We start from the raw sequence: 24,630 nt of genomic DNA, 5'->3' as shown, positions 1-24,630 counted from the left end.
GGCAAAAGGCACAAGGGGAAGAGGCATGGACGGCGACATCCGGCACAACAGCTACGACGACGGCTCGGAAGACGTGCTGACCGGCGAGCAGAAAATCCGCAATTTCAACATCAACTTCGGCCCGCAACACCCTGCGGCGCACGGGGTTTTGCGGATGGTGCTGGAGCTGGACGGGGAAATCGTCGAACGCGCCGATCCGCATATCGGGCTTTTGCACCGCGGCACCGAAAAGCTGATGGAAAGCCGCACCTATCTGCAGAACACGCCCTATTTCGACCGGCTCGACTATGTGGCGCCGATGAACCAGGAACATGCCTGGTGCCTCGCCATCGAGAAGCTGACGGGGACTGCCGTGCCGCGTCGCGCCTCGCTGATCCGGGTGCTGTTTTCGGAAATCGGCCGCATTCTGAACCACCTCTTGAACGTCACCACGCAGGCGATGGACGTGGGCGCGCTGACGCCGCCGCTCTGGGGCTTCGAGGAACGCGAAAAGCTGATGATCTTCTACGAACGGGCCTGTGGCGCGCGTCTGCACGCGAACTACTTCCGTCCGGGCGGGGTGCATCAGGATCTGCCGCCCGATCTGATCGACGATATCGAGACCTGGGCCAAGGCCTTCCCCCGGGTGCTGGATGACATCGAGGGGCTGCTGACCGAAAACCGGATCTTCAAGCAGCGCAACGCCGATATCTGCATCATCACCGAAGCCGAGATCGAGAAATGGGGCTATTCGGGCGTGATGGTCCGCGGCTCGGGCCTGGCCTGGGATTTGCGCCGTGCGCAACCCTATGAATGCTATGACGAATTCGACTTCAAAGTGGCCGTGGGCAAGAACGGTGACTGCTATGATCGCTACCTTGTCCGCATGGCCGAGATGCGCGAGTCGGCCAAAATCATCCTGCAGGCCTGCGCGAAGCTGCGCGCGCCCGAAGGGCAGGGCGACATTCTTGCCCGCGGCAAGCTGACGCCGCCGAAACGGGCCGAGATGAAGACCTCGATGGAGGCGCTCATCCACCATTTCAAGCTTTACACCGAGGGCTTCAAGGTCCCCGCGGGCGAGGTTTACGCCGCGGTCGAGGCACCGAAGGGCGAGTTCGGCGTCTATCTGGTCGCCGATGGCACCAACAGACCCTATCGCGCCAAGATCCGCGCGCCGGGCTATGCGCATCTGCAATCGATTGATGCCGTCGCCAAGGGACACCAACTGGCCGATGTCTCGGCCATCATCGGCACGATGGATGTCGTGTTCGGGGAGATCGACCGCTGATGCTGCGCCGTTTGCACCATGACCAACCCGAAAGCTTCGCCTTCACGCCCGCGAACCGCGCCTGGGCGGAAGCGCAGATCACCAAATATCCCGAGGGCCGTCAGGCCTCGGCGGTGATCCCGCTTCTGTTTCGCGCGCAGGAACAGGAAGGCTGGCTCTCGAAGCCCGCGATCGAATACGTCGCCGACATGCTCGACATGCCCTATATCCGCGTGCTCGAAGTGGCGTCCTTCTACTTCATGTTCCAGCTGCAGCCCACCGGCTCGGTCGCGCATATCCAGGTCTGCGGCACCACCAGCTGCATGATCATGGGGTCGGAAAATCTGATTTCGGTCTGCAAGCGCAAGATCGCGCCGCATCCGCATGCGCTGTCTGCCGATGGCCGGTTCAGCTGGGAAGAGGTCGAATGCCTGGGTGCCTGCGCGAATGCGCCGATGGCGCAGATCGGCAAGGATTACTTCGAAGACCTGACCGAAGCGGGGCTGGAGCGGCTGATCGACGATCTGGCCGCGGGCAAGGCGCCGGTGCCGGGCTCGGAGATCGGGCGGTTCGGGGCGGAACCGGCCACCGGCCTGACCAGCTGCACGGCGACGCCCGGCGCGCGCGAGGCGCAGAATGGCTCGGTTGCGCGCGCGGTGGCGGTGGGCGATGGCACGCGCCGGATCGACGGGACCGAGGTGCGGCTTTCCGCCCCATGGCAGGTCTCGGGGCAGATGGGCGCGATCGGTCTGATGACGGCGCGGCCGCGCTCGGCGGTGCAGCAGCAGGCGGCGGCCGAGGCGGCGAAAGCGGCGGCGGCGGCAGGCCCGGCCGGGGGGACGTCAGCCCCGGCGGCTCAGGGAGCCGGGGCGGCGGCGGGCGCGGCCCAAACGGCTGAAACCGCTGGCCAGAAACCGCTTGCGCTGGCGGCACCCCGCGACGGCAAGGCCGATGAGCTGCAGAAGATCGAGAGCATCGGGCCCGCGATTGAGGCGCTTTTGCACGATCTGGGCATCTTCCATTTCGACCAGATTGCCGCCTGGGGACCGGCGGAAATCGCCTGGGTCGACGGCAATCTGAAGGGCTTTCCGGGGCGCGCCAGCGGCGACCGCTGGGTGGTTCAGGCGAAGATCATCGTCGAGGAAGGGCTTGACCGTTTCCTCGAACGGGCGAAGACAAACAGTTACTGAAGACGGACGACTGATCTGAAGACTTGAACGACAACCTACAGAGGCCGGGACGGCGTGACGTCCGCTACCCGGCACGGAAAGAGGGAAAGGAAAGGCAAAATGTCGACGAACGACACAGACTGCCAGACGAAAGCCCGCAAGCTGGGTGGTTGGCTCGGAGCCGCTATTTTCTTTGCACTTTGGCTTCTGGGTTCGGTGGGGATCTGGATGGCGGCGATTGCCGCGGTGATTTCCGGGCTGATCCTGGCGCGGCTGATCTGCTGGGCGACCTGCGGTCTGCCCGAACCGAAGGCGCCGATCTCGGCTGAGGAAGCGGCCGCGTTGCGCCGGGCGGTTCCGGCCGCGGCGCCTGCGGCGGCGGTGAAGACCGCCGAAGCGCCGAAAGTGCCCGAACCTGTGAAAGCCGAGCCGGTGAAAGCCGCGCCTGTGCAGGCTGCGCCGGTGAAAGCCGCGCCCGCCGCCGCCCCGGTCAAGGCCGCCGAACCGGCGCCCGCGCCGACGCCCGCCCCGGCCGCCACTGCGCCGAAACCGGCTGCCAGGCCGGCGGCTGCGCCGAAAGGCAAGCAAAAGCCCCGTCGGGGCTGAGGCCGATCCGCCCGGCGTCTGGGGAGAGGCGCTGGTGCGGCCAGAAATGATCCCGAGCCCTGTGGGGCTCGGGATCTCCCGGACCAGATCCGGAAGCGCCGGGCCGCGGCCCGGACGAGGGAGACCGTGTGCATCGCAGGCCGATGCCGCGCGGGCCGGGCACCGGCCCCCGCCGAAACCGAGGGAATGGACATGCTCAACGATCACGATCGCATCTTCACCAACATCTACGGGATGCACGACCGCTCGCTGAAGGGCGCGATGGCGCGTGGTCACTGGGATGGCACGGCGGCGATCCTTGGCAATGGCCGGGACTGGATCATCGAGCAGGTCAAGGCCTCGGGGCTGCGCGGGCGCGGCGGTGCGGGCTTTCCGACCGGGCTCAAATGGTCGTTCATGCCGAAGCAATCCGACGGGCGGCCCTCGTTTCTGGTGATCAACGCCGATGAATCCGAGCCGGGCACCTGCAAGGACCGCGAAATCATGCGCCACGATCCGCATACGCTGGTCGAAGGCGCGCTGATCGCCGGTTTCGCCATGGGGGCGCGGGCGGCCTATATCTATATCCGCGGCGAATATGTCCGCGAAAAGGAGGCGCTGCAGGCCGCCATTGACGAATGCTACGAGGCCGGGCTGATCGGGCGCAATGCCTGCCGCTCGGGCTATGATTTCGATGTCTATCTGCACCACGGCGCGGGCGCCTATATCTGCGGCGAGGAAACCGCGCTGCTGGAAAGCCTTGAAGGCAAGAAGGGGATGCCGCGGATGAAACCGCCGTTCCCGGCGGGCTCGGGGCTTTATGGCTGCCCGACCACGGTGAACAACGTCGAATCCATCGCTGTCGTGCCGACGATCCTGCGCCGTGGTGGTGCCTGGTTCGCGGGCATCGGGCGGCCGAACAACACCGGCGTCAAGCTTTTCGCGATGTCGGGCCATGTGAACACGCCTTGCGTCGTCGAGGAAGCCATGTCGATCAGCATGAAAGAGCTGATCGAGAAGCACGGCGGCGGCGTGCGCGGCGGCTGGAAGAACCTCAAGGCGGTGATCCCCGGCGGCGCCTCCTGCCCGGTCATTCCGGCGCATCTGTGCGAAGATGCGATCATGGATTACGACGGCATGCGCGAAAAGCAGTCGTCCTTCGGCACCGCCTGTCTGATCGTGATGGATCAGCAGACCGACATCATCAAGGCGATCGCGCGGCTGTCGCAGTTCTTCAAGCACGAAAGCTGCGGCCAGTGCACCCCCTGCCGCGAGGGGACCTCGTGGATGTGGCGGGTGATGGAGCGTCTGGTGACGGGCGAGGCCGAGATCGAGGAAATCGACATGCTGTTTTCGGTGACGAAACAGGTCGAGGGCCATACGATCTGCGCCCTTGGCGATGCCGCCGCCTGGCCGATCCAGGGGCTGATCCGGCATTACCGCGAGGAGATCGAGGACCGGATCAAGGCGCGCAAGACCGGTCGCATGGGCGCGATGGCGGCGGAGTGATCTGAGATGGCCACCGGCTCGGGCAGCTTTCACAGGATCACGACGGGGGGGACGGCGACGGCAGCGGCGCTGGCCTGCGCCTGTATGCCTGCGCTGGCCGAGGCGCCCGATTACAGCCTGCGCGCTTCGGGCTACATCCCCGATCTGTCGCGGCATCTGCGCCTGTCCGAGGGGGTGCGCGGCGCCCGGGTGGAGTATTTCGGTCAGGTGCTGACCGGCGGCCAGCATTGCGAAAAGAACGCCAAGGGTCTGGAAGAGTGCATCTTCTGGGACGGTTTCACCTCGGCCTTCGAGGTCGAATACGAGGGCGTCACCGAGACCGATGAGCGCGAGCTGAAAAAGGGCGTGCTGCTGGTGGTGGATGTGGTCTGCCCCTCGTCGCGGGCGATCTCGCGCGATCCGGCCGAGGTGCAGCGGCTGGCGCCCGGCGTCTATCGGCTGGATCTGGCCTGTCCGCGGGTCAACGAAAGGAAGGGCTACTGATGCGCAGTCTGTTGCTTCCCTTGGTGATCGCGGGCTGTGCCACGGCGGCCCCGATGCCCGATGGCGGCGCCCGCGCGCCGCGCCTGGCCGAGTTTGCGGGCTATCAGGGGGCCTTCCTGCCCTCGGGCGAACTGGCGGTGACGCGCAAGGCCGCCGCCTTCGGCTATGACGAGGGCGCCGAGGCGAAACGCGCCGCCAATGCGCTGTGCGGCGGCCGTGTCGTCTCGGGCGACAGGGACAATTTCAGCGAAGGCGCGTGGATCTTTCCGGGAGGCTGTGCATGAGCAAGACCGACAACGGCACGACGGCGGTTGAGGCGACGGCGGCATCTGACGCGGGCGCGACCCCGGCGAAAAAGGCCAAGCCGAATTTCCGCTTTCAGGGCACCGATGTGGCCGCCGACATCCGCGGCAAATACAAGACCGGCGGCGATCTGGTCGATCTTTTCGCCGCGACCGAGGGGCGGGAGGTGCACAAGTGGCACCATTACCTGCCGATCTATGAACGCTATTTCGAGAAGTTCCGCGGCAAGCCGGTGCGGATGCTGGAAATCGGCACCTGGCGCGGCGGCTCGCTCGGGCTGTGGCGGCGCTATTTCGGCCCCGAGGCGGTGATCTTCGGCATCGACATCAATCCCGACTGCGCGCAATACAACGGCGAGGCGGGGCAGGTGCGGATCGGCTCGCAGGCCGATCCGAAGTTTCTGGCCGGGGTGATCGCGGAAATGGGCGGCGTCGACATCATTCTCGATGACGGCAGCCATGTGATGAAACATGTCCGCGCCAGCCTGCGCACGCTGTTTCCGCTTCTGTCCGAGGGCGGCGTCTACATGATCGAAGACATGCAATGCGCCTATTGGAAGAATTTCGGCGGCGGCCTTGAGTCCCCCGACAACATCTTCAATTTCCTGCGCAAACTGACCGACGACATGCATCGCTGGTATCATGGCGGCAAGCAGAAGGTGGGGCCGTTCGGGCATCTGGTCTCGGGCATCCATGTCCATGATGCGATCATCGTGCTGGAGAAGGACCCGGTGCATCCGCCGGTCAATTCGATCATCGGCGGCAAAGCCGGTGCCGCCCCGCGCGAGGAGGACGCCGATGGCTGAGCCCCGCATTCCGCATTCCCTCCGCCACACCGGCGGCATCTCCGGGGCGCCCGCGCCTCGCCTGAAGTTCGACATGGAGAGCCAAGCGTGAGCACCCTGCGCAAGATCATCATCGACGGTATCGAGGTCGAGGTCGATCCCAGCCTGACCCTGATCCAGGCCTGCGAACAGGCGGGCATCGAAGTGCCGCGGTTCTGCTATCATGAACGGCTGTCGATCGCGGGCAACTGCCGGATGTGTCTGGTCGAAGTGGTCGGCGGACCGCCGAAGCCCACCGCGTCTTGTGCCATGCAGATCAAAGACTTGCGCCCCGGCCCGAATGGCGAGCCCTCGGTGATCAAGACCAATTCGCCGATGGTGCGCAAGGCGCGCGAAGGCGTGATGGAGTTCCTTCTGATCAACCACCCGCTGGATTGCCCGATCTGCGATCAGGGCGGCGAATGCGATCTGCAGGATCAGGCGATGGCCTATGGCGGCTCGGTCTCGCGCTTCCGCGAGGTCAAGCGCACCTCCGAGAACCTGAACCTCGGCCCGCTGGTCAAGACCGAGATGACGCGCTGCATCAGCTGCACCCGTTGCGTGCGCTTCACCACCGAGGTCGCGGGCATCACCCAGATGGGCCAGACCGGGCGCGGCGCCGACAGCGAGATCACCAGCTATCTGAACGGCACGCTCGACAGCAACCTGCAGGGCAACATCATCGACCTCTGCCCGGTCGGCGCGCTTACCTCGAAACCCTATGCTTTCACCGCGCGTCCGTGGGAGCTGGTGAAAACCGAAAGCATCGACGTGATGGATGCGCTCGGCTCGAACATCCGCATCGACGCCAAGGGCCGCGAAGTCAAACGCATCGTGCCGCGCAACCATGACGGCGTGAACGAGGAATGGCTGAGCGACAAGGGCCGCTTCATCTGGGACGGGCTGCGCCGCCAACGCCTTGACACGCCTTACCTTCGCGAAAACGGCAAGCTGCGCAAGGCGAGCTGGTCTGAGGCACTTGCCGCCGCCGCCGCGGCGATGCGGGGCAAGAAGGTTCTGGGTCTGGTCGGCGATCTGGTCTCGACCGAGGCCGCCTTCAGCCTGAAACAGCTGATCGAAGGGCAGGGCGGCTCGGTCGAATGCCGCACCGATGGCGCGCGTCTGCCGATCGGCAACCGCTCGGCCTATGTCGGCAATGTCGCGCTTCAAGACATTGACGACGCAAAGGAAATCATCCTGATCGGCACCGATCCGCGGACCGAGGCGCCGGTGCTGAACGCCCGCATTCGCAAGGCCTGGGCCAAGGGCGCGGTCGTCAAGCTGATCGGCCCGGCGGTCGATCTGACCTATGACTACGAGCATGTCGGCACCGACCGCGCGGCTTTGGCCGGGCTGAAAGCGTCGGAAGGCGCCATTGTCATTGTCGGTCAGGGCGCGATTTCCGAGGCCGATGGCGATGCGGTCATTGCCAATGCGATGGCGCTCTCGGGGCGGATGCTGATGCTGCACACCGCCGCGTCGCGCGTTGGCGCGATGGATGTGGGGGCGGTGACGAATGGCGGGTTGCTGGTCGCGCTTGAGGGCGTGCAGGTGATCTACAACATGGGCGCCGACGAGGTGGAGATTGCACCGGCCTCGGAAGGCGGGCCGTTCGTGATCTATCAGGGCAGCCACGGCGACCGCGGTGCGGCGCGTGCCGACATCATCCTGCCGGGCGCGGCCTATACCGAGGAACACGGGCTCTTCGTCAACACCGAGGGGCGGCCGCAGCTTGCCTTCCGCGCCACTTTCGCGCCGGGTGAAGCCAAGGAAAACTGGGCGATCCTGCGGGCGCTGTCGGCGGAACTGGGCGCGGCGCAGCCCTGGGATGCCTTGGGCGGGCTGCGGCAGGCGATGCTGGCCAAACACCCGCATCTGGGCGACATCGACCATCTGGCCGAGAACGGCTGGACCGTGCCCGAGCGGCGCGACATGGGCAAGGCCAGCTTCCGCCTGGCGCTTGGCGACTATTACTTCACCAACCCGATTGCGCGCGCTTCGGTGGTGATGGCGGAGTGTTCGGCGCAGGCCAAGGGGCGCAAATCCCCGGCCGTGGCGGCGGAGTAAGCCATGACCCTTGCCCCGATCCTTCCCGTGGCGTTTCTGACCGGCCTTGCGGCCGGGCTGAGCGGCTGCGCCGAAGCCGGGGGCGGGGCGGTCTCGGGCGCGGCGATCACCTATGAGGGGGTCGAGACGCATCTGCTCGATGACGATCTGGTGGGATTTCAGGTGGCGCTTTCGGGCACCACCAGCAAGGCGGCGGTGACGGCTTATGCCACCTGCGCCGCCGCACAATATGCGCAGATCCGCGGCTTCGGCTTTGCCCGGCATGTGCGCACCAACGTGACACGCTCGGGCGGCAGCCTGCAGGCGGATGCGGTTTACCTCATCTCGCCCTCGCTGCCGCGGGGCTTGCGCACGATCGATGCGGAAGTGACCGTCGCCGATTGCCACGAGCGCGGCATTCCGACGGTTTGAAACGAATGATGCAGGACGGATCCGAGGGACAACATGGCTGACTTCTGGGCAACATCACTTGGACAGACCCTCATCCTGCTGGCGCAGGGTCTGGGCATCATCGCTTTCGTGATGATCGGGCTTTTGCTGCTGGTCTGGGGCGACCGCAAGATCTGGGCGGCGGTGCAGATGCGCCGGGGTCCGAACGTGGTGGGCGCCTTCGGCCTTTTGCAATCGGTGGCGGATGCCGCCAAATATGTGTTCAAGGAAATCGTCGTTCCCGCGGGCGTCGACAAGCCGGTCTATTTCCTTGCGCCGATGCTCAGCCTGGTGCTGGCGCTTCTGGGCTGGGCCGTCGTGCCCTTCGCCGAAGGCTGGGTGATGGCCGATATCAACGTCGCCGTGCTGTTCATCTTCGCCGTCTCCTCGCTCGAGGTTTACGGCGTGATCATGGGCGGCTGGGCCTCGAACTCGAAATATCCCTTCCTCGGCTCGCTGCGCTCTGCCGCGCAGATGATCTCTTATGAAGTGTCGATGGGGCTGATCATCGTCGGCGTGATCATCTCGACCGGGTCGATGAACCTTTCGGCCATCGTCGAGGCGCAGCGCGGCGATTTCGGTCTGCTGAACTGGTACTGGCTGCCGCATCTGCCGATGGTGGCGCTGTTCTTCATCTCGGCGCTGGCCGAAACCAACCGCCCGCCCTTCGACCTGCCGGAGGCGGAATCCGAACTCGTCGCGGGCTTCATGGTCGAATATTCCTCGACGCCTTACCTGCTGTTCATGGCGGGCGAATATATCGCCGTCTGGCTGATGTGCGCGCTGACCTCGGTTCTGTTCTTCGGCGGCTGGCTCTCGCCCGTTCCGGGCCTGCCCGATGGCGTGCTCTGGATGGTCGCCAAGATGACCGCGGTCTTCTTCGTCTTCGCGATGGTGAAGGCCATCGTGCCGCGCTACCGCTACGACCAGCTGATGCGGATTGGTTGGAAAGTCTTCCTTCCGCTCTCGCTCGGCTGGGTCGTCGTCGTGGCTTTCCTTGCAAAATTCGAAGTCCTTGGCGGCTTCTGGGCCCGCTGGAGCATGGGAGCATGAACGTGAAAGATCCGAACCGCGAAACGCTTTCCCTGACGCTCGATGGCCGCGAGGTGAAGCTCGTGCCGGTGATCGTCGAGGGGTACCGGCTTGAGGTGGATGGCAAGAACATCACCTCGTTCCTGTCGAAGACGCCGCCGATCATGCGGGCGGTGGGGGCGCTGGAAGGGCGCGGAGATTTTGGCGTGGGCGATCTTGAAATCGCCTCCGACAGCCGGAAATGGACCGTTTCCGGCCCTCTCAAGCAAGGCACCGGAAAGTCCGATCCGGCGGAGAAGAACTGATGGCTTTCGATTACGTTCGCGCAGCGAAATATTTCGTCCTGTGGGACTTCATCAAAGGCTTCGCGCTGGGGATGAAATATTTCGTGGCGCCCAAGCCCACGCTGAACTACCCGCATGAAAAGGGGCCGCTGTCACCGCGCTTCCGCGGCGAACATGCTTTGCGCCGCTACCCCTCGGGCGAGGAACGCTGCATCGCCTGCAAGCTGTGCGAGGCGATCTGCCCGGCGCAGGCGATCACCATCGATGCCGAACCGCGCGAGGATGGCTCGCGCCGCACCACGCGTTACGATATCGACATGACGAAATGCATCTATTGCGGCTACTGCCAGGAGGCCTGCCCGGTCGATGCCATCGTCGAGGGGCCGAATTTCGAATACGCCACCGAGACGCGCGAGGAGCTGTTCTACACCAAGGAAAAGCTGCTCGAGAACGGCGCCCGCTGGGAGGCCGAGATCGCCCGCAACATCGAGATGGACGCACCCTACAGATGACCGCGGATTTCCAGAAGCTTTTCATGGCGATGATGGAGCAGGGCACGGAAATGGCCCGGATGTTCAACCCGGCTTTGGAAAGCTTCAACCCCAAGGCCTTCGAGAAGATGTTTCCGACCATGCCGGCGGACATGCTGGAAATGTGGTTCGGCAAGACCTTCAACCGCGACGGGCTGGATGCGCGCACCCGGCTTCTGGTGACGCTGGCCGGTCAGGTGACGCTGGGCGCGCAGGCCGAGGCGCCGATCCGGCTGACCATCCGCCACGCGCTCGAGGCCGGGGCAACCGAGCGGGAGATCGCCGAGGTGATCTTTCAGATGAGCATGTTCGGCGGCGTGCCCGCCATGACCAAGGCGCTGGAACTGGCGCGCGAGGTCTTTGACGAGAAATCGGGGGAAAACACATGACGGTGTTCGTATTCGCCTTTTACCTTTTCGCCGTGGTGACGGTGGTTGCGGGCCTCATGGTGGTGCTGTCGAAGAACCCGGTGCATGCGGTTTTGTGGCTGATCCTCACCTTCCTGTCGGCGGCGGGGCTGTTCGTGCTGATGGGGGCGGAATTCGTCGCCATGCTGCTGATCATCGTCTATGTCGGCGCGGTCGCCGTTCTGTTCCTCTTCGTCGTGATGATGCTCGACATCGATTTCGCGGCGCTGCGCGGGCAACTTGTGCGCTATGCGCCGGTGGGCGGGCTGATCGCGCTCGTCATGCTGGTGCAGCTCGCCACCGGGCTGATGGTCTGGAACACGGCCGATGCCGCCAATGGCCTGCGCGCCGCGCCTGCGCCCGAGGGGGTGGAGAACACCGCCGCGCTCGGCATGATCCTTTATGACAAATACCTCTACCTCTTCCAGGGCGCGGGTCTGGTGCTGCTTGTCGCGATGATCGGGGCGATCCTGCTGACGCTGCGCCATCGCACCGACATCAAGCGGCAGAACGTGCTGGCGCAGATGCACCGCGATCCGGCCAAGGCGCTGGAGATGGTCGACGTGAAACCGGGGCAGGGGCTGTGATGACTAAGAACAAGACAACGGGGTCGGGCCCGGAGGGGAAGCGATGACGATCGGATTGGAACATTATCTTGCTGTGGCGGCGATCCTCTTCGTCACCGGCATCTTCGGCATCTTCGTCAACCGCAAGAACGTCATCGTCATCCTGATGTCGATCGAACTGATGCTTCTGGCCGTCAACATCAACATGATCGCCTTTTCGACGCATCTGGGGGATCTGGTCGGACAGGTCTTCACCATGTTCGTGCTGACCGTCGCCGCCGCCGAGGCCGCAATCGGGCTGGCGATCCTGGTGGTCTTCTTCCGCAACCGCGGCACCATCGCCGTCGAAGATGTCAACGTGATGAAGGGGTAAGGCCATGACCACGATCATCCTGCTTGCGCCGCTCCTTGGCGCGCTGATCGGCGGCTTCGGCTGGCGGCTGATCACCGAAAAGGGGGCGCTTGTCGTCACCACCGGCCTTCTGTTCCTGTCCTGCATCCTGTCCTGGGTGGTCTTCCTGACGCTTCCGTCCGAGACGCAACATGTGCATCTGCTTGACTGGATCCGCTCGGGCTCGCTCGATACCGCCTGGGGGATCCGGCTCGACCGGCTGACCGCGATCATGCTGATCGTCGTCACCACGGTCTCGGCGCTGGTGCATCTTTATTCCTGGGGCTACATGGCCCATGACGACAACTGGAGCCATCACGAAAGCTACAAGGCGCGGTTCTTCGCCTATCTTTCGTTCTTCACCTTTGCCATGCTGATGCTCGTCACCTCGGACAACCTGGTGCAGATGTTCTTCGGCTGGGAAGGGGTGGGGGTCGCCTCCTATCTGCTGATCGGCTTTTATTACAAGAAACCCACGGCCAATGCCGCGGCGATCAAGGCCTTCGTGGTCAACCGGGTCGGCGATTTCGGCTTCCTGCTGGGCATTCTGGGGCTGTTCTTCCTGACCGACAGCATCGACATGGATGTGATCTTTGCCGCCGCCCCCGAGCTGGCGAAGACCGAGCTGCAGTTCCTGGCGTGGGAGTTCAACGCCGCCAACCTGATCGCGGTGCTGCTGTTCATCGGCGCGATGGGGAAATCGGCGCAGCTGTTCCTGCACACCTGGCTGCCCGATGCGATGGAAGGCCCGACGCCGGTTTCGGCGCTGATCCACGCCGCGACGATGGTGACCGCGGGCGTCTTCCTTGTCTGCCGGATGTCGCCGCTCTTTGAGTATGCGCCCGAGGCCAAGCTGATGGTCGTCTATGTCGGCGCCGTCACGGCTTTCTTTGCCGCGACCGTGGGTCTGGTGCAGAACGACATCAAGCGCGTGATCGCCTATTCGACCTGTTCGCAGCTGGGCTACATGTTCGTGGCCGCCGGGTCGGGGGTCTATTCGGTCGCGATGTTCCACCTGCTGACGCATGCCTTCTTCAAGGCGATGCTGTTCCTCGGCGCGGGCTCGGTGATCCATGCGATGCACCACGAACAGGACATGCGCAACTACGGCGGTCTGCGCAAGAAGATCCCCTTCACCTTCGCGATCATGATGATCGGCACGCTCGCCATCACCGGTGTCGGCATCCCGTTCTTCTCGATCGGCGGCGTGCCGGTGGGCTTTGCGGGCTATCTGTCGAAAGACGCGATCATCGAAAGCGCCTTTGCCAGCGGCAACGGTTTTGCCTTCTACGTGCTGGTGGCGGCGGCGGGGATGACCTCGTTCTATTCCTGGCGGCTGATCTTCCTCACCTTCTATGGCGAGGCGCGGGGCGATCATCACAAGCATGAGCACGCGCATGAAAGCCCGCCGGTGATGCTGGCGCCCTTGGCGCTGCTCGCCGTGGGCTCGGTGCTGGCCGGGATGGTCTGGTATCACAGCTTCTTCGGCGACAAGGTGGCCAGCTTCTTCAACCTGCCTGCCGCGGCGCATGGCGAGGCGCATGGGGCGGAACACGGCACCGAACAGGCGGCCGGGGGCCATGACACCGGGGCGGCGCATGAAGCCGCGATGGCCGGCACGATGGCGATGGCGGACCCCGCCGCGGATCATGCGGTGGCCAAGGCTCCGCAGGGCGCGATCTTCATGGCCGAGACGAACCATGTGATGCATGATGCCCATGGCGTGCCCGACTGGGTGAAGCTGTCGCCCTTCGGCGCGATGCTGACCGGCTTCTTCTTCGCCTGGCTTTACTACATCGGTGACAAGCCCCTGCCGGGGCGGACGGCGCGGGCGCTGCCGGGGCTCTACCGCTTCCTGCTCAACAAGTGGTATTTCGACGAGCTTTATGACCTGCTCTTCGTGAACCCGGCGAAATCGCTTGGTCGCAAACTGTGGAAGGGCGGCGATGGCGCCGTCATCGACGGGGCGATCAACGGGCTCGCGCTTGGCTGGATCCCGTTCTTCACCCGCGTCGCGGGGCGGCTCCAGTCGGGCTATCTCTTCCACTATGCGTTTGCGATGGTGCTGGGCATCGTTGCTCTGATGTTCTGGGTCGTGCGGACCGGGGGAATGAACTGATGCAAAACCTCCTCTCCATCATCACCTTCCTGCCGCTGGCGGCGGCGGCGGTGCTTGCCGTGGTCAGCCGCGGGTCAGGCCCGGCGGCCGATCGCAATGCGAAATGGGTGGCGCTGACCGCGACCGTCGTGACCTTCCTTGTCTCGCTTCTGCTGCTGGCGGGCTTCGATCCGCAAAACCCCGGCATGCAATTCGTCGAGGACCGGGCCTGGATCATGGGCCTGCATTACAAGCTCGGCGTCGACGGCATCTCGATCCTGTTCGTGATGCTGACCACCTTCCTGATGCCGCTCACCATCGCCAGCGCCTGGCATGTGGAGGCCCGCGTCAAGGAATACATGATCGCCTTCCTTGTCCTCGAAACGCTGATGATCGGCGTCTTCGTGGCGCTGGATCTCGTGCTCTTCTACCTCTTCTTCGAGGCGGGTCTGATCCCGATGTTCCTGATCATCGGCATCTGGGGCGGCAAGGATCGCATCTATGCGACGTTCAAGTTCTTCCTGTACACCTTCCTCGGCTCGGTGCTGATGCTGGTGGCGATGGTGGCGATGTATATGATGTCGGGCACCACCGATATCGTGACGCTGATGAGCTTCGACTTCCCGCATGACAGCCTGCCGTTCCTCGGCTGGTGGAGCCTGACGGGCGGGGTGCAGACGCTGCTGTTCCTGGCCTTCTTCGCCTCGTTTGCGGTGAAGATGCCGATGTGGCCGGTGCACACCTGGTTGCCCGATGCGCACGTGCAGGCGCCCACCGCGGGCTCGGTCGTGCTGGCGGCGGTGCTGCTGAAAATGGGCGGTTACGGCTTCCTGCGCTTCTCGCTGCCGATGTTCCCGGTCGGCGCGGAAGTGATGACCACCTTCGTCTTCATCCTGTCGGCGGTGGCCATCGTCTACACCTCGCTGGTGGCGCTGGCGCAGGAGGACATGAAGAAGCTGATCGCCTATTCGTCCGTCGCCCACATGGGCTATGTGACGATGGGGATTTTCGCGGCGAACCAGCAGGGCGTTGACGGCGCGATCTTCCAGATGCTCAGCCACGGCTTCATCTCGGGGGCGCTCTTCCTCTGCGTCGGCGTGATCTATGACCGCATGCACACCCGCGAGATCGCCGCCTATGGCGGTCTGGTGAACCGGATGCCCGCCTACGCGCTGATCTTCATGTTTTTCACCATGGCGAATGTCGGGCTGCCGGGCACCTCTGGCTTCGTCGGTGAATTCCTGACGCTGATGGGGATTTTCCAGGTCAACACCTGGGTGGCGCTGTTCGCGACCTCGGGCGTGATCCTCTCGGCCGCCTATGCGCTTTGGCTTTACCGCCGCGTGGTCTTTGGCGAGCTGGTCAAGGAAAGCCTTAAGACGATCTCCGACATGACCCTGCGCGAAAAGGCGATCTTCGCGCCGCTGGTGGCGATGACGCTGCTTCTGGGTGTCTATCCCAGCCTTGTGACCGATCTGATCGGGCCTTCGGTGGCCCATCTTGTCCAGAATTACCACGCCGACCTCGGCACTCTCGCGCAAGCGACTGCGGGCAACTGAGGAGAAAGACCCATGACAAAAGCGGAATTCTCTCTCGTCCTGCCCGAGGTGTTGCTGGCCATCTATGCGATGGGGGTGCTGCTCTTCGGCGTCTGGACCGGCAAGGACAGGGTGGCGAAACCGATCCTCTGGGCCTCGGCCGCGACAATGCTGGTGCTGGCTCTGATCATCGGGCTGGGCTCCGGCACGCAGACGGCCTTTGGCGGGCTTTTCATCGCCGATGATTTCGCGCGCTTTGCGAAAGTGGTGATCCTGGTCTCGGCAGCGGCGGTGCTGGCGATGAGTTCGGATTATCTGGGCCGTCGCGGTCTGCTGCGGTTCGAATATCCGGTCCTGATCGTGCTGGCCGTGGTCGGCATGATGATGATGGTTTCGGCGGGCGATCTGATGTCGCTGTACATCGGGCTGGAGCTGCAATCGCTGGCGCTTTACGTCGTCGCGGCGCTGCGCCGGGACTCGGCCATCTCTTCGGAAGCCGGTCTGAAATATTTCGTGCTGGGCTCGCTGTCGTCGGGGCTGCTGCTTTACGGTGCTTCGCTGGTTTACGGCTTCGCGGGCACGACCTCGTTCTCGGGCATCATCACCGTGGTCGAGCAGGGCCATCTGCCGATCGGTCTGCTGTTCGGTCTGGTCTTCCTGCTGGCGGGGCTGGCTTTCAAGGTCTCGGCCGTGCCCTTCCACATGTGGACGCCGGACGTTTATCAGGGCTCGCCCACCCCGGTCACCGCCTTCTTTGCCACCGCGCCGAAACTGGCCGCGATGGCGCTGATCGCGCGGGTCGTGCATGACGCTTTCGGCCAGGTGCCGGGCGAATGGGGGCAGATCCTGGCCGCGCTGGCGCTGGCCTCGATGTATCTGGGCGCCATCGCCGGGATCGGCCAGCGCGACATCAAGCGGCTGATGGCCTATTCCTCGATCTCGCACATGGGCTTTGGCCTGCTGGGTCTTGCCGCGGGCACGGCGGCGGGCGTGGAATCGATGCTGCTTTACATGACGATCTACACCGTGATGAACGTCGGCACCTTCGCCTTCATCCTGTCGATGGAGCGCGACGGCAAAGCCGTCACCGAGATCGCCGCGCTGAACATGCTGTCGAAAACCGATCCGGTGAAGGCCTTTGCGCTTCTGGTGCTGTTCTTCAGCCTGGCCGGTGTGCCGCCGATGCTGGGCTTCTTCGCCAAATTCGCGGTGATCAAGGCGGCGATCGGGGCCGGGTTCCTCTGGGTGCCGGTGGCGGCGGTGGTGGCCTCGGTGATCGGCGCCTTCTACTATCTGCGCATCGTCTATTTCATGTATTTCGGTGAAAAGACCGCGCCGCTTGACGGCCGGATGCCGGCGCTGCAATTCGCCTTCCTTGTCCTTGCGGCGGTGGCGATGCTCGGCGGTGCGGTGAACATGGTCGGCATCGAGGGCGCGGCACAGGCGGCGGCGGCTTCCCTTGTCAACTGAGGCAGACTGGCCCCGGGACTGGCCCGAGGGCGTGGCCCGCCATGTCCTTGCGCAGACCGATACGACGATGGCCGAAGCGGCCCGGCTGGCCCCGCATCTTGCGGGGCCTGCTTGGGTTTTTGCGCATCGGCAAACCGCGGGCCGGGGCAGGCGGGGCCGCGACTGGCTGATGCCCGAAGGCAATTTCGCTGCCACGCTGGTGTTTCGCCCCGCCGTCCCCCCCGCCACCGCGGCGCTTTATTCCTTTGTCGCGGCGCTTGCGCTTGAGGCCGCGCTGACCGAGGTCATCGGCCCCGGGCCTGTCACTGCGATCAAATGGCCCAATGACGTGCTGCTGAATGGCGGCAAGATCGCCGGGATCTTGCTGGAAAGCGTCGGCACCGGCGGGCAGATCAACCATCTCGCCGTCGGCATCGGCGTCAATCTGGCCGCGGCGCCGCCTGCCGCGGCGCTGGAACCCGGCGCCGTCGCCCCGGTCTCGGTCATGGGGGAAACCGGGCTGCGGATCGATCCGCTCGATTTCCTGCCGCCGCTGGCGCGGGCTTTTGCGCATTATGCCGCAACCTTCGAACGCTACGGTTTTACCCCCATTCGCGCGGCATGGCTTGCCCGCGCCGCCAGGATCGGGCAAAGGATCACCGCTCGCACCGGCACGGAAACCTTGACGGGCACCTTCGAGACGATCGACGACACCGGCGCGCTGATCCTTGGGACCGGCCCGGACCGGCACCGGCGGGCGATCTCGGCGGCGGATATCTTCTTTTAGGGGCGCCCATGCTTTTGTGCATCGACTGCGGCAACACCAACACCGTGTTTTCGGTCTGGGACGGGGCGGATTTCGCCGCCACCTGGCGCATCGCCACCGACCACCGCCGCACCGCCGACGAATATTTCGTCTGGCTCAATACGCTGATGCAGCTTAAGGGCCTGCAGGGCAGGATTTCCGCGGCGATCATTTCCTCGACCGCGCCGCGGGTGGTGTTCAATCTGCGCGTTCTGTGCAACCGCTATTTCGACTGCCGCCCGCTGGTCGTCGGCAAGCCGGACTGCGACTTGCCGGTGGCGCCGCGCGTCGATCCGGGCACCACCGTCGGGCCGGACCGGCTGGTGAACACGGTGGCGGGCTATGACCGCCATGGCGGCGATCTGATCGTCGTCGATTTCGGCACCGCCACCACCTTCGACGTGGTGGCCCCCGATGGCGCCTATATCGGCGGGGTGATCGCCCCCGGGGTGAACCTCAGCCTTGAGGCGCTGCATATGGCGGCAGCGGCCCTGCCGCATGTCGATGTCACGAAGCCGCAAGGGGTGATCGGCACGAATACGGTGGCCTGCATTCAATCCGGGGTGTATTGGGGCTATATCGGCCTTGTCGAAGGCATCGTGCGGCAGATCCGGATGGAACGTGACCGTCCGATGAAGGTGATTGCCACCGGGGGTCTTGCCTCGCTCTTCGATCTGGGTTTCGATCTGTTCGACAAGGTCGAGGATGACCTGACCATGCATGGTCTGCGTCTGATCTTCGATTACAACAAGGGACTTGGGGCGTGAGCGAGCGACTGATCTACCTTCCTCTGGGCGGTGCCGGCGAAGTCGGGATGAATGCCTATGTCTATGGCTACGGACCCGAGGGGAAAGAGCGGCTGATCGTCGTCGATCTGGGGGTGACCTTCCCGGACATGGACGGCGCGCCCGGGGTCGATCTGATCATGGCCGACACCGCCTGGCTCGAGGCGAATGTCAACCGCATCGATGCGATCTTCCTGACCCATGGCCATGAAGACCATATCGGCGCCATGCCGCATCTGTGGCCGAAGCTGCGCGCGCCGGTCTTTGCGCGCCGCTTCACCGCCGCGCTGGTCGCGATGAAGATGGAAGAGGCGGGCCTGGCCGCGGACATGATCCGGGTGGTCGAGCCGCGCCCGAAGGCGATCGATGTCGGACCGTTCCGGGTGCAATTCGTCCCCGTCAGCCATTCGATCCCGGAAAGCTCGGCCTTGATCATCGACACGCCCGCGGGGCGCGTCGTGCATACGGGCGATTTCAAGCTCGACGGCAATCCGGTGGTGGGCGAGCCCTTCGACCCGCTCGAATGGCACGAGATCGCCAACGAGGGCGCGGGCGTCAAGGTTCTGTGCTGCGATTCGACGAACGTCTTCACCCATAATCCGGGCCGCTCGGAATCGACGCTGGTGGTGCCGCTTCGGGATTTCATCGCCTCGCAAAAGGGGATGGTGGTGGCCACCACCTTCGCCTCGAATGTGGCGCGGCTGAAGACCCTGGCCGAGGCGGGCCGGGCCGCCGGACGCTCGGTCTGTCTTTTGGGCCGGGCCATGCGCAAGATGGTGCAGGTGGCCGAGGAGGCCAATGTTCTCAAGGGCTTCCCCGGCACGATCCAGCCCGAAGACGCGGTCGATGTGCCGCGCCAGAACCTGATGCTGATTGTCACCGGCTCGCAGGGCGAACGGCGCGCGGCCACCGCGCAGCTCAGCCGCGGCAAATATCTGGGCCTGTCGATGAAAGAGGGGGACACGTTCCTGTTCTCCTCGAAGGTGATCCCCGGCAACGAGCGCGGCGTGATCAAGATCATGAACGCCTTTTCCGAAATGGGCGTCGATGTGGTCGATGACCGGGGCGGGCTTTACCATGTCTCGGGGCATGCCAACCGTCCCGATCTGGATGCGGTGCATGACCTTTTGCGGCCGCAGATCCTGATTCCGATGCATGGCGAGCATCGCCACCTGCGCGAACATGCGAAGATCGCGCAGTCGAAGGGCATCGCCACCGAGATCGCGACGAATGGCACGATGCTGGATCTGACCGGCCCGGCGCCGAAAGTGGTCGAATATATCGAGACCGGGCGGCTTTATCTGGATGGTACGGTGCTGATCGGGGCGCTGGACGGGGTGGTGCGCGAACGCATCCGCATGGCGCTGAACGGCCATGTGCTGATCACCGTGATCATCGACGAGGACGACATGCCCTTGGGCGACGCCTGGGTCGAGCTGATGGGCCTGCCCGAGCGCGGCAAATCGGGCGGCGACATGATGAAGATCATCGAGGACGAGCTTTCGGCCTTCCTTGAAACGGCGCCCGACAAGGTCGTGCGCGATGACGACAAGCTGGACGAGGCACTGCGCCGCATCGCCCGGCAGGTCGCCATGGAAGAGATCGGCAAGAAACCCGAAGTGACGGTGGTGGTGTCGCGGCTGATGGCCGACTGACCCGGAGCCGGTCGCCGCATGCGGCCCCGGCACTGCCGGGGCCTTTTCCATGCGCTGTTGCAGCAATGCCCGTATGCATCGGTATGCCGCGCCTGAAAGAATTCCGCCCCTTCCGTTCTTGCGCTGTCGCCTTGCAGGATTATCTCGACGCCAGATCAGAACAAGACCTCAAGCAAAGGTTTACCATGACGCCCATCGACGACCATCCCCTGCGCTATGCGCTGGTGAACGAGCTGCATGCCCGCCCCTTTCCCTCGGTCGGGGCGCCGGCCCATGTCGTCTATCTTGCGATCAAGGAACCCTTCGACGCCGCCAACCGCGACCGGAGCAAGGATCACACCCATCTGTGCGATCTTCTGACCCGTCACGGCGCCGCGATTCCGCCCGGCGATGTCACGCATTACTCGGGCGAGATCGGCCGGCACACGCTGAAATGGGACAGCCACACCGAATTCACCACCTTTCTGGCCTATGCGCCGGGGGTTGCGACGCGGCCCTTCGATCCGGCCGAGGCCGAGGTCTTCCCCTCCGACTGGATCCAGTCGGCGCCGGGGCGGCGTCTGGCGGCGGTGATGATCCGGATCGAGGATCTGCCCGAGGATACCGAAGCGATCCTGCCGCTGATCGATGCCTGGTTCGTGCCCGAAAGCCTGGTCTGCACCTGGGTGCTGGAGGAAACCGCGGTGGTCGCCACCGATTTCCGCATCGACTCGGCCGGGCAGATGCGCTTTGCGGTCTTTGCCAAGCCCGGCACGGGGCAGGGGCGGATCGGCCGGATCGTGCAGCGGATCTGCGAGCTTGAAACCTATCGGGCGATGTCGATGCTGGGTCTTGGCCGGGCGCGGGCGCTGACGCAGACGCTCAACGCGCTTGACCCCGAGCTGACCAATCTGGTCGCGCTGATGAATGACGACGCCCATCCGGCCGAGGACACGCTGCACCGGCTGCTGGAGGTCTCGACGGAGCTGGAAAGCCTTGCGGTGACGAACACGTTCCGCTTCGCCGCCACCGCGGCCTATGCGGCGATCGTGAACGAGCGGGTCGAGGTTCTGCGTGAAAGCCGTTTTCACGGGCGGCAGAAGTTCTCGGAATTCATGAACCGGCGCTATGATCCGGCGATGCGGACGGTGAAATCGGCCGAGGCGCGGCTGAATGCGATGGTCGAACGGGCGGCGCGGGCGGGGGAATTGCTGCGCACGCGCGTTGATGTGGCGCGGCAGGCGCAGAACCAGAAGCTTCTGGAAAGCATGGACCGGCGCTCGGATCTGCAGCTGCGGCTGCAACGCACGGTCGAGGGGCTTTCGGTTGTGGCGATCAGCTATTACGCGGTCAGCCTCGCGGCCTATGCGGTCTATCCGATCGCCCAGGAAATCGGCGTCAGCAAGGAAATGGCGGTGGCGGGTCTGACGCCCTTGGTCGTGGCGGTGGTCTGGCTGGCGCTGCGCCGGATCAGGAACGGCGTCGGGCATTGATGCCTGCCCGGCCGCAACGGCCCGGAGGAACGGAAAAGGGGGCCGCAAGGCCCCCTGAGTCTTTGCAAGATCGCGGTCTCAGACGCCGCGGGCCAGCGCGGCAACCCCGGTGCGGGCCACATCGACCAGCCCCAAGGGGCGCATCAATTCGGCAAAGGCGTCGATCTTTTCCGAGGTGCCGGTGATCTCGAAGATGAAGCTCTCAAGCGTGCTGTCCACCACCGAGGCGCGGAAGATATCGGCCAGACGCAAGGATTCCACCCGCTTCTCGCCGGTCGCCGTGACCTTGAACAGGGCCAGTTCGCGCTCGACCGCCTTCGCCTCGGTGGTCAGGTCGTGGACCTCATGCACCGGCACGATCCGGCCCAGCTGGGCGCGGATCTGCTCGATCACCGCTTCGGTGCCGCGGGTGACGATGGTGATGCGCGAGCGGTGCCCCTTGTGGTCGATTTCCGCCACGGTGAGGCTGTCGATGTTGTAGCCGCGCCCGGAAAACAGCCCGATCACCCGGGCTAGAACCCCCGGTTCGTTCTCGACGATCACGGCCAGCGTGTGGCTGCGCTCGATATCCGAATGGAAGTCGCGCAGATCATAGGCGGAGTGGCTCGTGGAGCCTTTCTTGATGTTCAGAGCGGCCATTGCCCTCTCCCTTCCGAATGTCTTTCATCTTGCCGGAAATATCCCGGGGGGGCCGGGGGGCAGCGCCCCCCGGCTGCTCTCATTCAGGGGTGCCCCCGGCGGCCAGACCGAAGACATCGCCACGCGACAAATAATCGGCGATGCCGACAAAGCTTGCCGCCGGGCTACAATTGTCCACAAGTGCCTTGCCCGCCATCTCCGCCGGCAACCCGCCCTTCGCCCAACAAACCGAGTCCGTCCCGATGCGATTGGGCAGAATCGTCCATGTTCCTGTCTCTGTCACGCGCGCGCGCGTGTCCCAGAAATACGCTTTCCCGGATGGCGCGAAATAGACATATTCCCGCCCCCACATCATGCGCACGAGAAACGAGCTGTCTGCCAACACCCCGCGCAAGGCCTCGGGCTGATCTTTAGCAACGGCAGTTACCGTGCGCGTCTCGATCCACCGCGACTGATCGGGCACATTCGTCGTTGCCTTGCCATTCGCAGTGGGGCCGCATCCCGCCAGCGCGACGCAAAGGAGAACGGCGGAAATTCCTGACAAGTTTCGCATTTCTACCTCACACCAGCGCGGCGCCGCCCGCAAAGGCCGCCGCATCAGCCGACAGCAGCATGTCATTATGCGGCTTGCCCGAAGGGATCATCGGGAAGCAGTTCTCGTGCTTCTCGACCAGACAATCAAACAGCACCGGACCATCATGCTCGATCATTTCCATGATCGCATCGTCCAGCTCTTTCGGGTCGCGGCAGATGATCCCCTTCCAGCCGAAGCTTTCCGCCAGTTTCACGAAATCGGGCAGGCTTTCCGACCAGCTTTGCGAATAGCGCCCGCCATGCAGCAGATCCTGCCATTGCCGCACCATGCCCAGCCGCTCGTTGTTCAGGATGAATTGCTTGACCGGGGTGCGGAACTGCGTCGCCGTGCCCATTTCCTGCATGTTCATCAGCCAGCTGGCCTCGCCCGCGATGTTGATCACCAGCGCATCCGGATGCGCGATCTGCACCCCGATCGAGGCCGGGAAGCCATAGCCCATCGTGCCCAGCCCGCCGCTGGTCATCCAGCGGTTGGGCGCGTCAAAGCCGAGGAACTGCGCCGCCCACATCTGATGCTGGCCGACTTCGGTGGTGACATAGCGGTTGCGCCCCCGCGTCAGGGCTTCCAGCCGTTCCAGCGCATATTGCGGTTTGATGATCGTGTCGGAATTGGTGTAGGCCAGACAGCGCACCTTCTTCCACTCCTCGATCCGGCCCCACCAGGTCGCAAGGCCCTCCTTGTTGACCTTGCGCCCGCGCGCCTTCCAGACCTTGAGCAGGTCTTCCAGCACATGGCCGATATCGCCGACGATCGGCAGATCGACGGTGATGATCTTGTTGATCGAGGAGGCGTCGATATCGACATGCGCCTTGGTCGAATGGGGGCTGAAATCGGCGACGCGCCCGGTGATGCGGTCATCGAACCGCGCCCCGAGGTTGATCATCAGATCGCAGCCATGCATCGCCAGATTGGCCTCGTAAAGCCCGTGCATGCCCAGCATGCCCAGCCACGATTTGCCCGAGGCCGGATAGGCGCCCAAGCCCATCAGCGTCGAGGTGATCGGGAAGCCCGTCGCATCGACGAGTTCGCGCAAGAGTTGCGACGCCCCGGGGCCGGAATTGATCACCCCGCCGCCGGTGTAGAAGATCGGCCGTTCCGCCTTTTCGATCAGCTCGACCAGCTTGGTGATCGCCTCGATGTCGCCCTTGACCTTGGGCTGATAGTGATCGACGCGCGCAAGCTTCGGACCGGTGTATTGGCCGGTGGCGAATTGCACGTCCTTGGGCAGGTCGATCAGGACCGGGCCGGGCCGCCCCGAGGTGGCGACATGGAAGGCCTGATGGATGGTTTCCGACAGTTTCGCCGGGTCCTTCACCAGCCAGTTGTGCTTGGTGCAGGGGCGGGTGATGCCGATCGTGTCGGCCTCCTGAAAGCCGTCGGTGCCGATCATGAAGGTCGGCACCTGACCCGAGAAGACGACAAGCGGAATGCTGTCCATCAAGGCATCGGTCAGCCCGGTCACGGCGTTCGTCGCGCCGGGGCCCGAGGTCACCAGCACCACCCCCGGCTTGCCGGTCGAGCGGGCATAGCCCTCGGCCATGTGGACCGCGGCCTGTTCGTGCCGAACGAGGATGTGGCGGATGTCGTTTTGCTGAAAGATCGCGTCATAGATCGGAAGGACGGCGCCGCCCGGGTATCCGAAGATCGTATCGACCCCCTGATCCTTCAGCGCCTGCACCACCATTTCCGCGCCGGTCATCTGCCGCGACATCTTTTCCGTCCTTTCCGGGGGCATCTCCCCCGCCCGTTTCTCAACAAAAAGCCCCCGCT

The 24,630-nt window shown here is 64.4% G+C and carries 25 protein-coding genes; 22 read left to right on the top strand and 3 right to left on the bottom strand.

The features are described 5' to 3' along the window. Positions 1-25 precede the first annotated feature (25 nt). The 22 genes from AC4PTB_RS09995 to AC4PTB_RS09890 all read left to right on the top strand — a co-directional run bounded on the left by AC4PTB_RS09995 (position 26) and on the right by AC4PTB_RS09890 (position 21,626). Entirely contained in the window at positions 26-1,267 is a 1,242-nt protein-coding gene (locus AC4PTB_RS09995) for an NADH-quinone oxidoreductase subunit D (protein ID WP_492189821.1), read from the top strand. Further along, positions 1,267-2,436, top strand: a complete 1,170-nt coding sequence (locus AC4PTB_RS09990) for an NADH-quinone oxidoreductase subunit E (RefSeq protein WP_492189820.1) — start codon at positions 1,267-1,269, stop codon at positions 2,434-2,436. The genes AC4PTB_RS09995 and AC4PTB_RS09990 overlap by 1 nt, the downstream gene beginning before the upstream one ends. A gap of 99 nt (positions 2,437-2,535) precedes the next feature. Next, entirely contained in the window at positions 2,536-3,021 is a 486-nt protein-coding gene (locus AC4PTB_RS09985; protein ID WP_492189819.1) for a hypothetical protein, read from the top strand. A 192-nt stretch (positions 3,022-3,213) separates the two neighbouring features. Beyond that, positions 3,214-4,509, top strand: coding sequence for an NADH-quinone oxidoreductase subunit NuoF (gene nuoF / locus AC4PTB_RS09980; RefSeq protein ID WP_492189818.1), 1,296 nt, complete (start codon positions 3,214-3,216; stop codon positions 4,507-4,509). Positions 4,510-4,515: 6 nt separating this feature from the next. Next, positions 4,516-4,992, top strand: coding sequence for a hypothetical protein (locus AC4PTB_RS09975; RefSeq protein ID WP_492189817.1), 477 nt, complete (start codon positions 4,516-4,518; stop codon positions 4,990-4,992). Further along, positions 4,992-5,276 carry a hypothetical protein gene (locus tag AC4PTB_RS09970; protein WP_492189816.1) on the top strand — a complete coding sequence of 95 codons (285 nt, stop codon included), beginning with the start codon at positions 4,992-4,994 and terminating at the stop codon, positions 5,274-5,276. Before AC4PTB_RS09975 ends, AC4PTB_RS09970 begins: the two co-directional genes overlap by 1 nt. Then, a complete protein-coding gene (locus AC4PTB_RS09965) occupies positions 5,273-6,100 on the top strand; it encodes a class I SAM-dependent methyltransferase (RefSeq protein WP_492189815.1) in 828 nt (275 codons plus the stop codon). The genes AC4PTB_RS09970 and AC4PTB_RS09965 overlap by 4 nt, the downstream gene beginning before the upstream one ends. An 87-nt stretch (positions 6,101-6,187) precedes the next feature. After that, positions 6,188-8,185, top strand: a complete 1,998-nt coding sequence (nuoG, locus tag AC4PTB_RS09960; protein ID WP_492189814.1) for an NADH-quinone oxidoreductase subunit NuoG — start codon at positions 6,188-6,190, stop codon at positions 8,183-8,185. A gap of 3 nt (positions 8,186-8,188) precedes the next feature. Then, on the top strand, positions 8,189-8,596 hold the full coding sequence (locus AC4PTB_RS09955; RefSeq protein WP_492189813.1) for a YNQ4 family lipoprotein: 408 nt from the start codon (positions 8,189-8,191) through the stop codon (positions 8,594-8,596). Between the two features lie 33 nt (positions 8,597-8,629). Further along, positions 8,630-9,667, top strand: coding sequence for an NADH-quinone oxidoreductase subunit NuoH (nuoH, locus tag AC4PTB_RS09950; protein WP_492189812.1), 1,038 nt, complete (start codon positions 8,630-8,632; stop codon positions 9,665-9,667). Beyond that, positions 9,664-9,951 carry a hypothetical protein gene (locus AC4PTB_RS09945; protein WP_492189811.1) on the top strand — a complete coding sequence of 96 codons (288 nt, stop codon included), beginning with the start codon at positions 9,664-9,666 and terminating at the stop codon, positions 9,949-9,951. Before nuoH ends, AC4PTB_RS09945 begins: the two co-directional genes overlap by 4 nt. After that, a complete protein-coding gene (gene nuoI / locus AC4PTB_RS09940; RefSeq protein ID WP_023916454.1) occupies positions 9,951-10,442 on the top strand; it encodes an NADH-quinone oxidoreductase subunit NuoI in 492 nt (163 codons plus the stop codon). Before AC4PTB_RS09945 ends, nuoI begins: the two co-directional genes overlap by 1 nt. Beyond that, a complete protein-coding gene (locus tag AC4PTB_RS09935) occupies positions 10,439-10,849 on the top strand; it encodes a carboxymuconolactone decarboxylase family protein (protein ID WP_492189810.1) in 411 nt (136 codons plus the stop codon). Before nuoI ends, AC4PTB_RS09935 begins: the two co-directional genes overlap by 4 nt. After that, on the top strand, positions 10,846-11,454 hold the full coding sequence (locus AC4PTB_RS09930; RefSeq protein WP_492189809.1) for an NADH-quinone oxidoreductase subunit J: 609 nt from the start codon (positions 10,846-10,848) through the stop codon (positions 11,452-11,454). Before AC4PTB_RS09935 ends, AC4PTB_RS09930 begins: the two co-directional genes overlap by 4 nt. A gap of 43 nt (positions 11,455-11,497) precedes the next feature. Further along, a complete protein-coding gene (gene nuoK / locus AC4PTB_RS09925) occupies positions 11,498-11,806 on the top strand; it encodes an NADH-quinone oxidoreductase subunit NuoK (RefSeq protein ID WP_492189808.1) in 309 nt (102 codons plus the stop codon). Positions 11,807-11,810: 4 nt separating this feature from the next. Then, positions 11,811-13,943, top strand: a complete 2,133-nt coding sequence (nuoL, locus tag AC4PTB_RS09920; RefSeq protein WP_492189807.1) for an NADH-quinone oxidoreductase subunit L — start codon at positions 11,811-11,813, stop codon at positions 13,941-13,943. Beyond that, positions 13,943-15,481 carry an NADH-quinone oxidoreductase subunit M gene (locus AC4PTB_RS09915; RefSeq protein ID WP_492189806.1) on the top strand — a complete coding sequence of 513 codons (1,539 nt, stop codon included), beginning with the start codon at positions 13,943-13,945 and terminating at the stop codon, positions 15,479-15,481. The genes nuoL and AC4PTB_RS09915 overlap by 1 nt, the downstream gene beginning before the upstream one ends. A gap of 12 nt (positions 15,482-15,493) precedes the next feature. Beyond that, entirely contained in the window at positions 15,494-16,930 is a 1,437-nt protein-coding gene (gene nuoN / locus AC4PTB_RS09910; RefSeq protein ID WP_492189805.1) for an NADH-quinone oxidoreductase subunit NuoN, read from the top strand. A gap of 67 nt (positions 16,931-16,997) precedes the next feature. Next, positions 16,998-17,696, top strand: a complete 699-nt coding sequence (locus tag AC4PTB_RS09905) for a biotin--[acetyl-CoA-carboxylase] ligase (protein ID WP_492192624.1) — start codon at positions 16,998-17,000, stop codon at positions 17,694-17,696. A gap of 8 nt (positions 17,697-17,704) precedes the next feature. Next, the gene (locus AC4PTB_RS09900) at positions 17,705-18,481 is read left to right on the top strand and encodes a type III pantothenate kinase (RefSeq protein ID WP_492189804.1); all 777 of its coding nucleotides are present in this window, start codon (positions 17,705-17,707) and stop codon (positions 18,479-18,481) included. Positions 18,482-18,528: 47 nt separating this feature from the next. After that, complete coding sequence (locus AC4PTB_RS09895; protein WP_492192623.1) at positions 18,529-20,154, top strand: ribonuclease J; 1,626 nt, start codon at positions 18,529-18,531, stop codon at positions 20,152-20,154. Between the two features lie 185 nt (positions 20,155-20,339). Beyond that, positions 20,340-21,626 carry a DUF3422 family protein gene (locus AC4PTB_RS09890; protein ID WP_492189803.1) on the top strand — a complete coding sequence of 429 codons (1,287 nt, stop codon included), beginning with the start codon at positions 20,340-20,342 and terminating at the stop codon, positions 21,624-21,626. Between the two features lie 78 nt (positions 21,627-21,704). Here AC4PTB_RS09890 and ilvN read toward each other — a convergent pair whose 3' ends face one another. The 3 genes from ilvN to AC4PTB_RS09875 form a co-directional block, all read right to left on the bottom strand. Further along, the gene (gene ilvN / locus AC4PTB_RS09885) at positions 21,705-22,265 is read right to left on the bottom strand and encodes an acetolactate synthase small subunit (protein ID WP_055208784.1); all 561 of its coding nucleotides are present in this window, start codon (positions 22,263-22,265) and stop codon (positions 21,705-21,707) included. A 79-nt stretch (positions 22,266-22,344) separates the two neighbouring features. Continuing rightward, a complete protein-coding gene (locus AC4PTB_RS09880) occupies positions 22,345-22,818 on the bottom strand; it encodes a hypothetical protein (protein ID WP_492189802.1) in 474 nt (157 codons plus the stop codon). Between the two features lie 7 nt (positions 22,819-22,825). Next, positions 22,826-24,571 (bottom strand): acetolactate synthase 3 large subunit, encoded by a 1,746-nt coding sequence (locus tag AC4PTB_RS09875; protein ID WP_492189801.1) that lies wholly within the window; start codon positions 24,569-24,571, stop codon positions 22,826-22,828. Positions 24,572-24,630: the final 59 nt, after the last annotated feature.

This window comes from Rhodobacter sp. 4.3.4 (assembly GCF_058724655.1).
Note: the sequence above shows the minus strand (reverse complement) of the source record. Positions and strands in the feature narration are given on the sequence as shown.

Coding starts and splice junctions, on each gene's coding strand:
- AC4PTB_RS09995 (WP_492189821.1), top strand. CDS start 26: ATGGACGGCGACATCCGGCACAACAGCTACGACGACGGCTCGGAAGAC.
- AC4PTB_RS09990 (WP_492189820.1), top strand. CDS start 1,267: ATGCTGCGCCGTTTGCACCATGACCAACCCGAAAGCTTCGCCTTCACG.
- AC4PTB_RS09985 (WP_492189819.1), top strand. CDS start 2,536: ATGTCGACGAACGACACAGACTGCCAGACGAAAGCCCGCAAGCTGGGT.
- nuoF (WP_492189818.1), top strand. CDS start 3,214: ATGCTCAACGATCACGATCGCATCTTCACCAACATCTACGGGATGCAC.
- AC4PTB_RS09975 (WP_492189817.1), top strand. CDS start 4,516: ATGGCCACCGGCTCGGGCAGCTTTCACAGGATCACGACGGGGGGGACG.
- AC4PTB_RS09970 (WP_492189816.1), top strand. CDS start 4,992: ATGCGCAGTCTGTTGCTTCCCTTGGTGATCGCGGGCTGTGCCACGGCG.
- AC4PTB_RS09965 (WP_492189815.1), top strand. CDS start 5,273: ATGAGCAAGACCGACAACGGCACGACGGCGGTTGAGGCGACGGCGGCA.
- AC4PTB_RS09955 (WP_492189813.1), top strand. CDS start 8,189: ATGACCCTTGCCCCGATCCTTCCCGTGGCGTTTCTGACCGGCCTTGCG.
- nuoH (WP_492189812.1), top strand. CDS start 8,630: ATGGCTGACTTCTGGGCAACATCACTTGGACAGACCCTCATCCTGCTG.
- AC4PTB_RS09945 (WP_492189811.1), top strand. CDS start 9,664: ATGAACGTGAAAGATCCGAACCGCGAAACGCTTTCCCTGACGCTCGAT.
- nuoI (WP_023916454.1), top strand. CDS start 9,951: ATGGCTTTCGATTACGTTCGCGCAGCGAAATATTTCGTCCTGTGGGAC.
- AC4PTB_RS09935 (WP_492189810.1), top strand. CDS start 10,439: ATGACCGCGGATTTCCAGAAGCTTTTCATGGCGATGATGGAGCAGGGC.
- AC4PTB_RS09930 (WP_492189809.1), top strand. CDS start 10,846: ATGACGGTGTTCGTATTCGCCTTTTACCTTTTCGCCGTGGTGACGGTG.
- nuoK (WP_492189808.1), top strand. CDS start 11,498: ATGACGATCGGATTGGAACATTATCTTGCTGTGGCGGCGATCCTCTTC.
- nuoL (WP_492189807.1), top strand. CDS start 11,811: ATGACCACGATCATCCTGCTTGCGCCGCTCCTTGGCGCGCTGATCGGC.
- AC4PTB_RS09915 (WP_492189806.1), top strand. CDS start 13,943: ATGCAAAACCTCCTCTCCATCATCACCTTCCTGCCGCTGGCGGCGGCG.
- nuoN (WP_492189805.1), top strand. CDS start 15,494: ATGACAAAAGCGGAATTCTCTCTCGTCCTGCCCGAGGTGTTGCTGGCC.
- AC4PTB_RS09905 (WP_492192624.1), top strand. CDS start 16,998: ATGGCCGAAGCGGCCCGGCTGGCCCCGCATCTTGCGGGGCCTGCTTGG.
- AC4PTB_RS09900 (WP_492189804.1), top strand. CDS start 17,705: ATGCTTTTGTGCATCGACTGCGGCAACACCAACACCGTGTTTTCGGTC.
- AC4PTB_RS09895 (WP_492192623.1), top strand. CDS start 18,529: ATGAATGCCTATGTCTATGGCTACGGACCCGAGGGGAAAGAGCGGCTG.
- AC4PTB_RS09890 (WP_492189803.1), top strand. CDS start 20,340: ATGACGCCCATCGACGACCATCCCCTGCGCTATGCGCTGGTGAACGAG.
- ilvN (WP_055208784.1), bottom strand. CDS start 22,265: ATGGCCGCTCTGAACATCAAGAAAGGCTCCACGAGCCACTCCGCCTAT.
- AC4PTB_RS09880 (WP_492189802.1), bottom strand. CDS start 22,818: ATGCGAAACTTGTCAGGAATTTCCGCCGTTCTCCTTTGCGTCGCGCTG.
- AC4PTB_RS09875 (WP_492189801.1), bottom strand. CDS start 24,571: ATGTCGCGGCAGATGACCGGCGCGGAAATGGTGGTGCAGGCGCTGAAG.